The 12,457-nt window shown below is 69.3% G+C and carries 14 protein-coding genes; 6 read left to right on the plus strand and 8 right to left on the minus strand.

Annotation, left to right across the window (positions count from 1 at the left end):
• Positions 1 to 19: 19 nt before the first annotated feature.
• Together ACVCMG_RS05620 and ACVCMG_RS05625 are read right to left on the minus strand one after the other, a co-directional pair.
• Positions 20 to 751 carry a response regulator transcription factor gene (locus ACVCMG_RS05620; RefSeq protein ID WP_395117047.1) on the minus strand — a complete coding sequence of 244 codons (732 nt, stop codon included), beginning with the start codon at positions 749 to 751 and terminating at the stop codon, positions 20 to 22.
• 87 nt (positions 752 to 838) lie between these two features.
• Entirely contained in the window at positions 839 to 1,465 is a 627-nt protein-coding gene (locus ACVCMG_RS05625) for an arylesterase (protein WP_395117046.1), read from the minus strand.
• Here ACVCMG_RS05625 and ACVCMG_RS05630 point away from each other — a divergent pair.
• The 5 genes from ACVCMG_RS05630 to ACVCMG_RS05650 all read left to right on the plus strand — a co-directional run bounded on the left by ACVCMG_RS05630 (position 1,464) and on the right by ACVCMG_RS05650 (position 6,991).
• On the plus strand, positions 1,464 to 2,165 hold the full coding sequence (locus ACVCMG_RS05630) for an ABC transporter ATP-binding protein (RefSeq protein ID WP_395117044.1): 702 nt from the start codon (positions 1,464 to 1,466) through the stop codon (positions 2,163 to 2,165). The two genes, ACVCMG_RS05625 and ACVCMG_RS05630, sit on opposite strands and share 2 nt — an antisense overlap.
• On the plus strand, positions 2,162 to 4,648 hold the full coding sequence (locus tag ACVCMG_RS05635) for an ABC transporter permease (RefSeq protein ID WP_447115080.1): 2,487 nt from the start codon (positions 2,162 to 2,164) through the stop codon (positions 4,646 to 4,648). The genes ACVCMG_RS05630 and ACVCMG_RS05635 overlap by 4 nt, the downstream gene beginning before the upstream one ends.
• A 6-nt stretch (positions 4,649 to 4,654) precedes the next feature.
• Complete coding sequence (locus tag ACVCMG_RS05640; protein ID WP_447115081.1) at positions 4,655 to 5,788, plus strand: SLC13 family permease; 1,134 nt, start codon at positions 4,655 to 4,657, stop codon at positions 5,786 to 5,788.
• 70 nt (positions 5,789 to 5,858) lie between these two features.
• The gene (locus tag ACVCMG_RS05645) at positions 5,859 to 6,182 is read left to right on the plus strand and encodes a transposase (protein ID WP_447114653.1); all 324 of its coding nucleotides are present in this window, start codon (positions 5,859 to 5,861) and stop codon (positions 6,180 to 6,182) included.
• Entirely contained in the window at positions 6,179 to 6,991 is an 813-nt protein-coding gene (locus ACVCMG_RS05650) for an IS3 family transposase (protein WP_447114654.1), read from the plus strand. Before ACVCMG_RS05645 ends, ACVCMG_RS05650 begins: the two co-directional genes overlap by 4 nt.
• A gap of 113 nt (positions 6,992 to 7,104) precedes the next feature.
• Here ACVCMG_RS05650 and ACVCMG_RS05655 read toward each other — a convergent pair whose 3' ends face one another.
• Positions 7,105 to 7,884, minus strand: coding sequence for a DUF4097 family beta strand repeat-containing protein (locus ACVCMG_RS05655; protein ID WP_395117038.1), 780 nt, complete (start codon positions 7,882 to 7,884; stop codon positions 7,105 to 7,107).
• A 138-nt stretch (positions 7,885 to 8,022) separates the two neighbouring features.
• On the opposite strand from ACVCMG_RS05655, the gene ACVCMG_RS05660 reads away from it, so the two are divergent.
• On the plus strand, positions 8,023 to 8,517 hold the full coding sequence (locus tag ACVCMG_RS05660) for a hypothetical protein (protein WP_447105766.1): 495 nt from the start codon (positions 8,023 to 8,025) through the stop codon (positions 8,515 to 8,517).
• A 49-nt stretch (positions 8,518 to 8,566) separates the two neighbouring features.
• Here the strand turns inward: ACVCMG_RS05660 and mazG are convergent, their stop codons facing one another.
• From mazG to ACVCMG_RS05685, 5 genes are all read right to left on the minus strand, one after another.
• A complete protein-coding gene (gene mazG, locus ACVCMG_RS05665; protein ID WP_447115082.1) occupies positions 8,567 to 9,370 on the minus strand; it encodes a nucleoside triphosphate pyrophosphohydrolase in 804 nt (267 codons plus the stop codon).
• Between the two features lie 104 nt (positions 9,371 to 9,474).
• Complete coding sequence (gene cysQ, locus ACVCMG_RS05670; RefSeq protein WP_447100756.1) at positions 9,475 to 10,281, minus strand: 3'(2'),5'-bisphosphate nucleotidase CysQ; 807 nt, start codon at positions 10,279 to 10,281, stop codon at positions 9,475 to 9,477.
• A gap of 2 nt (positions 10,282 to 10,283) precedes the next feature.
• Positions 10,284 to 10,841 carry an ADP compounds hydrolase NudE gene (nudE, locus tag ACVCMG_RS05675; protein WP_395117031.1) on the minus strand — a complete coding sequence of 186 codons (558 nt, stop codon included), beginning with the start codon at positions 10,839 to 10,841 and terminating at the stop codon, positions 10,284 to 10,286.
• 23 nt (positions 10,842 to 10,864) lie between these two features.
• Positions 10,865 to 11,641, minus strand: a complete 777-nt coding sequence (locus tag ACVCMG_RS05680) for an inositol monophosphatase family protein (protein WP_447115083.1) — start codon at positions 11,639 to 11,641, stop codon at positions 10,865 to 10,867.
• On the minus strand, positions 11,638 to 12,435 hold the full coding sequence (locus ACVCMG_RS05685; protein WP_447115084.1) for a type II secretion system protein N: 798 nt from the start codon (positions 12,433 to 12,435) through the stop codon (positions 11,638 to 11,640). The genes ACVCMG_RS05680 and ACVCMG_RS05685 overlap by 4 nt, the downstream gene beginning before the upstream one ends.
• Positions 12,436 to 12,457 lie beyond the last annotated feature (22 nt).

A 12,457-nucleotide genomic window follows, 5' to 3' on the forward strand; every position in this document is an offset into this window, starting at 1 on the left:
TGCCCTCGCCGCCTCGCCATCACGCAGGTTGCTGCGCCGACGCCATTTCCGATTCCAGGTCGGCCAGCCGGTAGCCAGCGGAATGGATGGTATGTAGCAAAGGTCGTGCGAAGGGTTTGTCGATGACGCGACGCAAGTTGTACAGGTGCGAGCGCAGCGTGTCCGAATCGGGCAGCGTGTCGCCCCAGATCTCGCGCTCGATGTCGCGCCGGCTGACCACGCGCGGCGATTCGCGCATCAGGATCGCGAGCAGTTTCAGGCCGATCGGCGACACCACCAGATCCTGGCCCTCGCGGGTCAGCCGCAGCGTGGCGGTGTCCAGCGTCATGTCGCCCACGGTGAGCACTTCGGTGGATACCTGGCGGCGGTCGCGGCGGATCAGCGCGCGCAGCCGCGCCACCAGTTCGCGCACCTCGAACGGCTTGACCAGGTAGTCGTCGGCGCCGGCCTCCAGGCCGACCAGCTTGTCTTCCAGGGTGTCGCGCGCGGTGAGCATCAGCACGGGCGTGGACTTCTTCGCCTCCTTGCGCAGCTTGCGGCAAAGCTCCAGGCCGTCCAGCCCGGGCAGCATCAGGTCCAGCACGATCACGTCGTAACTGTTGGATACGGCCAGGTGCAACCCGCTCACGCCGTCGGCCGCGTAATCGACGGAATAACCCCGCATTTCAAGGAACTCGCCCACCATCTCGGCGATCTGGCGGTTGTCTTCAACCAGCAGGATCAGGCCCGCTTGCTCGTCATGAGTCGTCATGTCTTGCCTCGCTGTGGTCCGGTTTCACATTTGTGAAGGTATACCCGGAGCCACGGTGACGACGGCGTGAACTGGCCGCGGCGCCGTTCAGTGGACGTTGGGCGCTTGCAGCAGCGGTTGCAGCACCTTCCACACGTTTTCCAGCACGCGCGGCTCGGCGGCGGCCACCGGGTGCAGGCCGTCGGCCTGCATGAGGCCGGGGTCCAGCGCGACGCCGTCGAGCAGGAACGGCAGCAGCGCGACCTTCCGCTGGCGCGCCAGGTCGGCGTAGATCGCGCGCAAGCCGTCGCGGTACTGCGGGCCGTAGTTCACCGGCAGCTCGATGCCCAGCAGCAGCACGCGTGTCTTGTGCTTTTGCGCCAGCTCGATCATCGCCGTCAGGTTGTCGCGCAAGGCCGGCAGCGGCAACCCGCGCAGGCCGTCATTGGCGCCCAGTTCGATCACCAGCACCGCCGGCTGGTAGGTCTGCAGCAAGGCGGGCAAGCGGTGTCGGCCGCTCAGCGAGGTTTCGCCGCTGATGCTGGCATTGACCGCACGCCACTTCGGCACCATCTTGCCCAGACGGACATCCAGCAGATGCACCCACCCGGCTTCGACCGGAATGTTGTGCGCGGCGGACAGCGAGTCGCCCAGCACCAGGACGGTCTTCGGCGCCGCCGCGTGGGCGACGCCGAAACCGCAGAGCAGAACCAGCAACCACAGGCAGCGCCGCATGAATGATTCTTCCCGTCCCGTCCTCGAAGCCCGTGATGTTAGCAAGTCGGTCAACGGCCCCGAGGGGCGGCTCGACATCCTCGACGGCGTGGACCTGCGCGTGATGCCCGGCGAGAGCTTCGCCATCGTGGGCGCTTCCGGCTCGGGCAAGACCACCCTGCTCGGCCTGCTGGCCGGGCTGGACACGCCCGACCGCGGCAGCATCGCCCTCGACGGCCATGCGCTGGAGCAGCTGGACGAGGAAGCCCGCGCCGAACTGCGGCGGCGACTGGTCGGCTTCGTGTTCCAGTCGTTCCACCTGCTGCCGGCGCTCACTGCCGAGGAGAACGTGATGCTGCCGCTGGAACTGGAGGGCAGCAGCGCGGCGCGCAGCCGTGCGCGGGAGGCGCTCGAGGCGGTGGGCCTGAGCGCGCGGCGGCGGCACTACCCCGCGCAGCTTTCCGGCGGCGAGCAGCAACGCGTGGCGATCGCCCGCGCCTTCGTGCACGGCCCGCGCGTGCTGTTCGCCGACGAGCCCACCGGCAACCTGGACCAGCGCACCGGCCACCACATCTGCGACCTGCTGTTCGCGCTCAACCGCGACCACCGCACCACCCTGGTGCTGGTCACCCACGACGCCGGCCTGGCCGCGCGCTGCGATCGCCGCATCGAGCTGGAGGAAGGGCGCGTGGCGTCGACCGACGCGGGCGTGCCGGCATGAGCCTGCTGCGCTTGTCGCTGCGCAGCCTGCGTCGCGAATGGCACCTGCCTGAACTGCGCACGCTGGCCGCCTCGCTGGTGCTGGCGGTGGTGGCGCTGGGCGTGGTCGCCACGCTGGCGAGCCGGATCGAGCGTGGCATGCTGGCCAGCGCCGCGGAGTTGATCGGCGGGGACATCGGCGTATCCGCGCCGCAGGCCCTGCCTGCCGCCTTCGCCGACAAGGCACGCCAGGACGGCCTGCAGCTGACGCGCACCGCCGGCTTTCCCAGCGTGGCGTTCGCCCACGAACGCACCCAACTGCTCGACGTGCAGGCAGTGGATGCGCACTATCCGCTGCGCGGCACGCTGGAGCTGCGCGATCGCAACGGCCATGCGCTGCCGCCGAGCCGCGCGCCGGTCGCCGGCGAGGTCTATCTGGATCATCGCGCGCTGGTCGCGCTGGGCCTCGCGGTGGGCGACCGCCTGCAACTGGGCGGGCGCATGCTCACCATCGGCGCCGAACTGCTGCGCCAGCCCGACGGCGGCGAACTGCTCGCGCTGGCGCCGCGCGCGCTGATGAGCCTGGCCGATGCCGAGCAGGCCGGCTTGCTCGGGCGCGGCAGCCGCGCGCGCCATCGGCTGTTGCTGGCCGGCTCGCCGGATGCGGTGCGCGCCTGGCGCGACTGGGCCGAGACGACCGCGCTGCCCTCGGGTGCGCAACTGATTACGCCGGAGCAGACCCGGGAACGCATGCGCAGTGCGTTCGACCGCGCCGGTTCATTCCTGCGGCTGACTGCGCTGCTGTCGGCCCTGCTCGCCGGCATCGCGATCGCCCTTTCCGCCCAGCGCTACGCCCGGCGCAAGACTGCCGAAGTGGCCTTGCTGCGCGCGCTGGGCACCTCGCGCCGGCGCGTGCTCGGCCTGCTGCTGGGCACCCTGGGTGCGCTCGCCGTGCCGGCGGCGGCGCTGGGCGTCGCGCTGGCATTGGGAATGGCGCAGCTGGCGTGGTTGCTGGCCAGTCAGCTGTTCGGCAACGTGCCCACGGTCTTGCCGCTGGCGCCGGCATTCGCTGCCGCGGCCATGGGCATCGCGGTGCTGGTGGGCTTCGCGCTGCCGCCGCTGGCACGGCTGGCCGAAGTGCCGCCGGTGGCGGTGTTCCGGCAGAGCCTGTCGCGACGGGTGCGGCGTTTCGATGCGCTGTACCTGATCCCCGCCTTGGTGGCGCTGGGCCTGATCTGGGGCCAGAGCGGTTCGCTGCAGCTGGCCGGCATCCTTGCCGGCAGCCTGCTCGGCGTGAGCGTACTCGCGGCGCTGCTGGCCGGCGCCTTGCTGTGGCTTGCCCGGCGCATCGCCCCGGGCGCACATCCGGCGTTGCGATTGGGCCTGGCGGCGCTGGCACGACGACCGGCGCTGAGCGTGATCCAGGCAACCGCGCTCAGCCTGGGTCTGTGCGCGTTGTTGCTGCTTGCGGTGGTGGCACCGGCGTTGCTGCAAGGCTGGCGCCAGGAATTGCCGGCGGATACGCCCAACTGGTTCGCCCTGAACCTGCAAAGCGACCAGCGCGCCGGCTTTTCGCAATCGCTGGCGCGGATCGGCGCCGACCAGCTCAACATGCTGCCGCTGGCGGTAGGCAAGCTCACCGCGATCAACGGCCACGCCATCGACCGACTGCAGTTCGCGGACCCGCGCGCCAAGGAGTGGACCGATCGCCAGCTGCGGCTGTCGTGGTCCGCCGCGCTGCCGCCGGCGAACGAGGTGGTGGCCGGCCACTGGCATGGGGCTGCGCCGGATCGGCCCGAGGTGTCGATCGACACCATGTGGCGCGACATGTTCGGCCTGAAGCTCGGCGACACGATGCGCTTCGACGTCGGCGAAGGCAGCCTGGAGGCGCGGGTGGGCAGCATCCGCAAGGTCGACTGGAGCTCATTCCGGGTCAACTTCTTCCTGCTGCTCGACCCGGCCCACGCCAGCGAGCTGCCGCACACCTGGCTGGCCAGCTTCCACCTGTCGTCCGGACACGCGGCGGAACTGGCGCAACTGTCGCGCGAATACGGCAACCTCAGCCTGGTCGACGTCGACTCGCTGCTCGATCGGGTGCGCGAGATCATCGACCGCGTGGGCAGCGCGGTGCGCTGGATCCTCGGCTTCAGCCTGCTGGCCGGCATCCTGGTGCTGGCCGCGGCGCTGGCCGCCAGCGCGGCCGAGCGGCGCCACGAGGCCGCGCTGCTGCGCACGCTGGGCGCGCGCCGTGCACAGCTGCGCGTGGCCGCCGCCTGCGAATTCGCCATGCTGGGCCTGGTCGCCGGCCTGACCGCCGCGCTGGGTGCCGCCGGCGGCGGCTGGTGGCTGGGTCGGGCGGTATTCCACATCGAGGGCTTCGTGCCGCCGGCGTGGCCGCTGGTCGCCAGCGCGGCCGCCGCCGCGCTGGTGGTGATGCTGCTGGGACTGGCCGGCACGCGCCGGGTCAGCCGCACGCCACCGATGCGCCTGCTGCGCGAGGGCTGAGCGCGCGTGGAACCTGCCGCGTCGTCACCCGCCACCGGCTGGCGCAAACGCCTGCAGCACGAATGGCTGCTGCTGGTGTTCGCCGCGCTGGTGCTGTTGCTGGCGCTGCTCGATCCGCGTCCGGTCGACGATTATCGGCACTGGCTGCAACTGCCCACGCTGGCCGGCCTGACCGGCCTGCTGATCGCGATCCAGGGCATCCGCGACAGCGGCCTGGTGCAGCACGCAGCGGCCGCTTCGCTGGCGCGGGCGCACTCGCTGCGCGGCCTGGGGCTGTTGCTGGTGGCCGCCAGCGCGCTGCTCTCGATGGTGCTGACCAACGACGTGAGCCTGTTCCTGATCGTGCCGCTGACCGTGTCCATCGGCGCGATCTCCAACCTGCCGGTGCTGCGCATGGTGGTGCTGGAGGCGCTGGCGGTGAACGCCGGCTCCACGCTCAGCCCGATCGGCAACCCGCAGAACCTGCTGTTGTGGCAGCACTCGCGGCTGTCGTTCCTCGATTTCGCGCTGGCGATGCTGCCGGCCGCGGCCGTCATGCTGGCACTGGTGGCGGCGTTCACCTGGTACTGGCTGCCGCGCGATCGGGTGGCATTGAGCCCCCGGCACATCGACGGCGCGGTGCACTCGGGCCGCCTCGGCGCGTGGTCGATGATTGCGCTGGTCGGCATGGTGGTGGCGATGGAATACGATCTGGCGCCGCTGGGCGCCGTGGCGCTGCTGGTGCTGTTCGGGGCGCTGGCCCGCGCCTCGCTGGTGCGGATCGACTGGCTGTTGCTGCTCACCTTCGCCGCGATCTTCCTCGGCCTCGGCCACTTCGCCGAGCTGCCGCTGATGCAGCGCGTGCTCGACGGGCTCCATCTCGATCAACCGATGGTGCTGTTCGCCAGCGGCATTGTCGCCGCGCAGCTGATCAGCAACGTGCCGGCGACCGTGCTGCTGCTCGAGCGAGCGCCGGATGCCATCGCGCTGGCGGTGGCGGTCAATGTGGGCGGCTTCGGCGTGGCGATCGGTTCGCTGGCCAACCTGATCGCCCTGCGCCTGGCCCGGCAGCCGCAGGCCCTGCGGCAGTTGCACCGGGTGTCGATCCCGTTCCTGCTGGTGTGCGCGCCGTTGGTGTATCTGGTTTCGCATTACCTGTAGGAGCGCACCTGAAGTGGCCGGGTATTTCCGGACCACCCGATAGGAGCGAAACTCTCCTTCGAGGTGAATCATGGGACATCGGAAAATAGAGGCTTCCATCAAGGCGGAGGCCGTGCGTTTGGTGGTGGAGGCGGACTATTCGACGCCGCGCGCCGCCCAGATCATGGGAGTTGGCCCCACGGCGCTACGCCGTTGGGTCGAGGCTTGGCGCGAGCGGGAGGCGCGGATGCCGACCACCGTGGCCGAGCAGCGGCTCCTCATCGAGCAGTTGCAGGCGCAGTTGAAAGCGTCCGAAGAAGCGCGTTGCACCCTGACACAGGAGCGCGACCTGCTAAAAAAATCGTTGCCCTCTCACCTCGTCGCGCTGTTTCAACGCAAGCGCTCGACGCGGTGAGAGGGGAACTGTCGGTTCGGCAAACCCATGCGTTGCTGGGTTGGCCACGCAGCCGTTATTACGCCGCCACGCCGCCGCCAGCGGTAGTGGACGACACCGTGGCGCAGGAGGTGCAGCGCATCCGTCGCCGTAGCCGTGGCAGCTGCGGCGCGCGCACGTTGTCGCATGGGCTTCGCCGAGCCGGCCTGGACGTGGGCCGCGAGCGGGCGGCCACGGTCATGCGCCTGATGAACCTCACGGCGAAGAAGAAGCGCTTCAAACACTACAGCCGCAACACCAAGCCGGCCCCGGCCGAGAACCTCTTGAACCGCCAGTTCGACCCGGGCCGTCCGAACCAGGTATGGGCGGGCGACATCACCTACATCCCGACGCGTCAGGGCTGGCTTTACCTGGCCATCGTGGTCGACCTGTTTTCCCGCCGGATCATCGGTTGGGCCACGAGCGCCGTCGCCGACACCCGCCTCGCGCTGGCAGCGAGCGAGCTGGCGTTTGCCACCCGCATGCCCGGCGCTGGCGTCATGATGCATTCGGACCAGGGTTGCCAGTACACCTCGGACCTCTTTGTCACCCATCTGCAGCAGCACGGCGCCGTGCAGAGCATGAGTCGCAAGGGCAATTGCTGGGACAACGCCGTGGTCGAGCGCATCTTTCGCAGCCTGAAACAGGAATGGGTCGACGAGCCGTATGCCACACGAAAGCACGCCAGCCACGACGTCATCGACTACGTCGCCAACTACTACAACCATCAACGCTTACACTCGACACTCTGCTACCGCCCGCCCGCCGAGTTTGAGGCGATAGCGGCTTGACGCTCCTATCTCGTGGTTTGAAAAAAGCCGGCCACTTCAACCTTGTGCGCGATGCTCTCGGTCGCGTAACGAAAAGCATCGCGCACAAGGTGCGCTCCCACACAAGGGGCGTATCAATCGTCGTCGTGCGGCACGCTGACCTTGCCCTTGATGCCGGAGTGGTCGACATCGCCGCTGCCCTTGGCGCCGAGCGTGAGATCGCCGCCGACATCGTGCACGGTGAGGTCGCCGGAGCCCAGCGTGTCGGCGTGCACGCTGCCGCCGACGTTGCGCAGCGTGACGTCGCCCGAGCCGATGCTGCCGATGCTGGCGTCGCCCTTGACGCCATCGATCTTGAAATCACCCGAGCCCACCGAACCCAGCTGCAGGCTGCCGACATCGCTGGCGTCGACATCGCCCGAGCCCACGCTGGTGGCGAACTTGCCGGCGATCTGGCGCACGTGCAGGTCGCCGGAACCGACCGTGCTGCGCAGCTCCTGCACGCCGCGCACGTCGGCGTCGCCGGAGCCCACGCGCACGGTGACCGGCACGTTCGCCGGCAGGTTCACGGTGACGTCCAGGCTCATGCTGACGTTGCCGCCGAACAGGTTGAAATTGAAACCCTGGTGGTCGCCGCCGATGTCGATCAACAGCTGGTCGCCGTCGCGTCGCTGGGTGACCGTGAGCTTGTCCAGCGCGGCTTTCTTCGACGCACAGGCGCGTCCGACCAGGGTCAGGCCCCTGGTGTCGGCGCCGCCGATCAGGTGCAGGTCGTGGCTGTTGACGTCGATCTGCACGCTGCGGACGCCAGCCAGGTCCAGTTGCAGGTTGCGCGGGGCCTCGAACTCGCACGATCCGGCGGCAAACGCGGCGAACGGGGCACACAGCATGGCGGCGATGAAAAGACGGCGCATGGGACTCTCCTCGGTAGTCGGTCAGGCTTGGATGCAGCGGATCGCAAAAGGGTTGCAAGGATGACAGCAGTCTGAACGCCGCAGTCAACTCCTGCGCGGCCGGCGCGTTGATCATCCCACTACCCACGGAGACAGCCCATGCAACGCAAGACCCTCCTCGCTTCCGCCCTCGTCGCCCTGCTGGCCGGGTCGGCCACGTTCGCGATGGCCCAGAACGCGCCGGCGTCGCCCGCCAATCCGCACATGGTCGTCACCAAGCAGGCACGCATCCTTCCCGGCGACCGCGACCACGGCATGGCCGGCCATCACATGCACCACCAGCGCAGTGGCGTGATCGGCGACCTGCGCGCGCTGGAACGGCTGTACCAGCAGGCCGGCCGCAGCAAGGACATGGCGGCGGTCTACAACGACGTGCTGGCCAAGTCGCAGGACCCGCGTGTGCGCGACTACGTCTACCAGCGACTGGCCCGCCTGCAGGCACAGCCGACCAATGTCGACCAGGCGATCGCCACGCTGCGCAAGGGGCTGGACGAAAACCTGGCCAACGAGGCGAAGATGCGCGCCGAGCGCGAGAAGATGCGTGCGTCCTGGCAGCCGCGCGCCGCCAGCGACGCGACAGCTCCAGCGAAGTAGTCGCGACAGCAAAAACGGGATGACGCGGCGGCCACGGCCGCCGCGTCTGTCAGTGGCCGGCCTCGTCCTGCTTGGCGCGCCGCCACAACTGTTCCTGCTCCTCCAGCGTGCGCCCGGCAAACGCCGCGCCATCGGCCGCAGCCAGTTGCTCCATGCGGCGGAAGCGCCGTTCGAACTTCGCGTTGGCATGCCGCAGCGCCTGCGAGAAATCGACGCCGGCATGGCGTGCGAGGTTCACCATCACGAACAGCACGTCGCCGATCTCGTCCTCGAGGCGCGCCGGGTCGGCCCCGTGGGTAAACTCGACGCGCACCTCCTCCACTTCCTCGGCCAGCTTCTCCAGCACCGGCTGCGGGCCGGGCCACTCGAAACCGGTGGCGGCAGCGCGCTGCTGCAGCTTGTGGGCGCGTTTCCACTCCGGCAGCCCGGTGGAGACGCCGGCCAGCGCGCTGTCATCGGCGGTCCGACCCTTCGCCACGCGCTCGGCGGACTTGATCTGCTCCCACGCCTGCATCTGCTCGGTCAGGTCGGCGTAACGCGTGTCGCCGAACACGTGCGGATGGCGGCGCAGCATCTTCGCGCTGATGGCGTGGGCGACGTCGGCGAATTCGAACAGGCCCTGCTCGGCGGCCATCTGCGCGTGGAACACCACCTGCAGCAGCAGGTCGCCGAGTTCGTCGCACAGGTCGGTCCAGTCGCGCCGGTCGATCGCATCGGCGACCTCGTACGCCTCTTCGATCGTGTAGGCGGCGATCGAGGAAAAATCCTGCTGCACGTCCCACGGGCAGCCATGCTGCGGGTCACGCAGGCGCGCCATGATGGCGAGGAGGTCGTCGAGACTGTGTCGGGTCATAAGACGGGAGTGAGTGGAGAGGAGTGAGACGTGAGAGAAAGCAGGAGCGTGCGAGGGTGGAGCGGGCGGAGGACGAACCCCTCTCATCTCTCACTCCTCTTCACTCACTCCTCGCTCCTGGTCAGTCGCGCGGTCCAGTCGATCGAGAGGTCGCCGACCGCGACAAACTCCGGATTCAGCAGGGACTCGCCGCGGTTGTAGCGGAACGGCCGGCCGGCGAGATCGAGCACCGCGCCCCCGGCTTCGTCCAGCACGCATTGCGCCGCGGCCGTGTCCCATTCGCTGGTGAGGCCAAGGCGCAGGTAGATGTCCGCCTCGCCGCGCGCGATCAGGCAGAACTTCAGCGAGGAGCCGAGCGGCACATGGTCGTAGTCGTTGCCGATCAATTGTTCGAGCAGCCCACCCTGCGCGCCGCCATGCGAACGGCTGCCGACCACCCGCGGCGGATCGCCCAGCGGCCGCGTGCGGATGCGCCGCCACGGGCCACCCTCGCGCTCCTGCAGCCACGCACCCTGGCCCTGAGCGGCGGCGTACAGCTCGCCGGTGACCGGGGCCAGCACCACGCCCAGCACGCTGCGGTGGTCGTCGATGAGCGCGATGTTGACGGTGAACTCGCCATTGCGCTTGACGAACTCGCGGGTGCCGTCGAGCGGGTCGACCAGCCAGTAGCGCGTCCAGTGCCGGCGCTCGGACCAGGGCAGGGCCTTGGCCTCTTCCGACAGCACCGGCAGTTGCTCCTGCAGCGTGGCCAGGCCGGCCACGATCACCCGCTGCGCGGCGAGATCGGCGGCGGTCAACGGCGAGTCGTCGCCCTTGGTCTGCACGGCGAAGTCGCCGTGGTACACCTGCAGGATCGCCGCCGCCGCCGCGCGGGCAATCGCGCCCACCTGCCGTGCCAATTCGGGGGGCAAGCTCAGGTCCTCTGGAAGCGCCCGGCGAGGTATTCGCGGGCCATGAACAACGCGGCGATCGAGCGCCCCTCGGTGACGTCGTCGCGACCGAGCAGGGTGTGCAGCTCGGACATCTTCCACGGCACCACTTCGAGTTCCTCCGGTTCGTCGCCGGCGAGTTTCTCCGGATACAGATCCTGCGCCAGCACCACGTGCGCCATGTGCGTCATGTACGACGGCGACAGCGACAGGTTGTGCAGGATCTTCAGCTTGCGCGCACCGTAGCCGATTTCTTCCTTCATCTCGCGCTCGGCGCCCTGCTCGGCGGTTTCGTCCTGGTCGAGCCGGCCCTTGGGCAGGCCCAGCTCGTAGCGGCCGACGCCGCCGCCGTACTCGCGCACCAGCAGCACGGTCTCGTCATCGAGCATCGGCACGATGATCACGGCGCCCAGGCCGCTGCCCTTGAGTCGTTCGTAGGTGCGCCGCACGCCGTTGGAGAATTCCAGGTCCAGCTGCTCGACCTGCAGGAATCGGCTGTCGGTGACGTCGCGGATGGCGTGGATGATCGGCAGTTTGCGCATCCGGCGATTCTAACCTTTGCGCCTCAGCGCCGCAGGCGTTGCAAGGCCTGCGCGTGGAGCGCCGGCGTGCCGGCCAGCACACTGGTGGTATCCAGCGTCGGCGGGGCGCCGTCGAGATCGGTGAACACCCCGCCGGCTTCGCGCACGATCACCGCGAGCGCGGCGATGTCGAGGATGTTCACGTCCGACTCGATCACCAGGTCCAGGCTGCCGCGCGCCAGCAGGTGGTAGTGGCAGAAATCGCCGTAGCCGCGGATGCGGTTGCTGTCACGGATCAGCCCGCCCAGCGCCGCCCAGCGGGCGTCGCCGGCGAGCGTCCTGATGTTGCCGGTCGAGATCGCCGCCTGCGCCATGTCGGTGGTGTCCGCCACGCGCACGCGTTCGCCCTCGAACCAGGCGCCGCCGCCGGCGCTGGCCCACATCGTCTCGCCGTAGATCGGCGCACTGGATACGCCGAGCATCAGTTCGTGGCGGTCCATCAACGCGATCTGGGTGGAAAAGAACGGTGTGCGGCGCACGAAGCTCTTGGTGCCGTCGAGCGGATCGACCAGCCACAGCAAAGCGTCTCGTTCGCCCTGCAGGCCAAACTCCTCGCCGTAGATCGCCGCCTGCGGCAGCGCGGCCTGCAGTACGCGGCGAATCGCCTGCTCGGCCTCGCGATCGGCCACCGTCACCGGCGTGGCATCGGCCTTCAGCTCCACCTCGACGCCGCGACGCCAGTAGTGCGTGATGATTTCGGCGGCGGCGGCGGCAGCCTCGCGTGCCGCGGCGAGCGCGATGGCGGTAGTCTCGGGGTTCATGGCAGCGTGGCGTCCTGGCGGTTCGATGGAGGGTTGGCGGCCAGGCCACCGGCCTGCCGGATGTGCACGCTGCCGTCCGGCGCGACCGGCCCGAGCCGGGCCAGCCAGCGCTGCAACGCCGGATCGCCATGGCGGGCGCGCAACGTGCTGTCCAGACGCCAGCCCAGCGGGCTCAGCTGCAATTCGCCGCGCACCTGCAGCGGCCCGTCGCCCTGATCGTGCCATTGCGCGTGGATCACGCCGCCCTGCGCCTGCGCGCTTCCCTGCAATTCACCCAGCACCAGCTCGCCTTCGGTCGTGCGCACGGCGGCCCGCTGCCACCGGCCCTGCGCCTGCAACTGCAGCGGCCAGCCGCCTTGCAGCAGTACATGATCGACCGTCAGTTGCAGCTCGCCCAGCGGCGCGCCCCAGTCGACCGGAAGCGGAACATCCGTCGCGGCGAGATCGGCATGCAGCCGCCAGCCTTCGCCCTCGACGCGACCCTGCGCCGTGCGCCGCACGGTTCCGGAGAAATCCGCCTGCGGTCCGTCGAAGGCCAGCTGCATCTGCAGCCGGCCGAGCAGCGCGCGGCGCGACAACTGCCAGCGCACCTGTCCCAACCGTCGCCCATCGGCACCCAGGACGTCACCGGCAACACCGTTCCAAACCGTGCCTTGCACCTGCTGCAGCCGCAGCCCGTGCAACTGCGGCTCGACCCACGGCATCACCCAGCGCGCCGGCAGAAACCACGCCAGCACCAGCACGACTGCCGCGAGCACCGCCAGGGCGACGAGAATTTTTCGAAGTCGAATCAAGCGTCCAGTTCCGAATGTCCCG

The organism is Rhodanobacter sp. UC4451_H18 (genome assembly GCF_052978225.1).

Excerpts from the sequence above, each read along its gene's own strand:
- ACVCMG_RS05620 (WP_395117047.1), bottom strand. The coding sequence starts at position 751 with ATGACGACTCATGACGAGCAAGCGGGCCTGATCCTGCTGGTTGAAGAC.
- ACVCMG_RS05630 (WP_395117044.1), top strand. The coding sequence starts at position 1,464 with ATGAATGATTCTTCCCGTCCCGTCCTCGAAGCCCGTGATGTTAGCAAG.
- ACVCMG_RS05625 (WP_395117046.1), bottom strand. The coding sequence starts at position 1,465 with ATGCGGCGCTGCCTGTGGTTGCTGGTTCTGCTCTGCGGTTTCGGCGTC.
- ACVCMG_RS05635 (WP_447115080.1), top strand. The coding sequence starts at position 2,162 with ATGAGCCTGCTGCGCTTGTCGCTGCGCAGCCTGCGTCGCGAATGGCAC.
- ACVCMG_RS05645 (WP_447114653.1), top strand. The coding sequence starts at position 5,859 with ATGGGACATCGGAAAATAGAGGCTTCCATCAAGGCGGAGGCCGTGCGT.
- ACVCMG_RS05655 (WP_395117038.1), bottom strand. The coding sequence starts at position 7,884 with ATGCGCCGTCTTTTCATCGCCGCCATGCTGTGTGCCCCGTTCGCCGCG.
- ACVCMG_RS05660 (WP_447105766.1), top strand. The coding sequence starts at position 8,023 with ATGCAACGCAAGACCCTCCTCGCTTCCGCCCTCGTCGCCCTGCTGGCC.
- mazG (WP_447115082.1), bottom strand. The coding sequence starts at position 9,370 with ATGACCCGACACAGTCTCGACGACCTCCTCGCCATCATGGCGCGCCTG.
- nudE (WP_395117031.1), bottom strand. The coding sequence starts at position 10,841 with ATGCGCAAACTGCCGATCATCCACGCCATCCGCGACGTCACCGACAGC.
- ACVCMG_RS05680 (WP_447115083.1), bottom strand. The coding sequence starts at position 11,641 with ATGAACCCCGAGACTACCGCCATCGCGCTCGCCGCGGCACGCGAGGCT.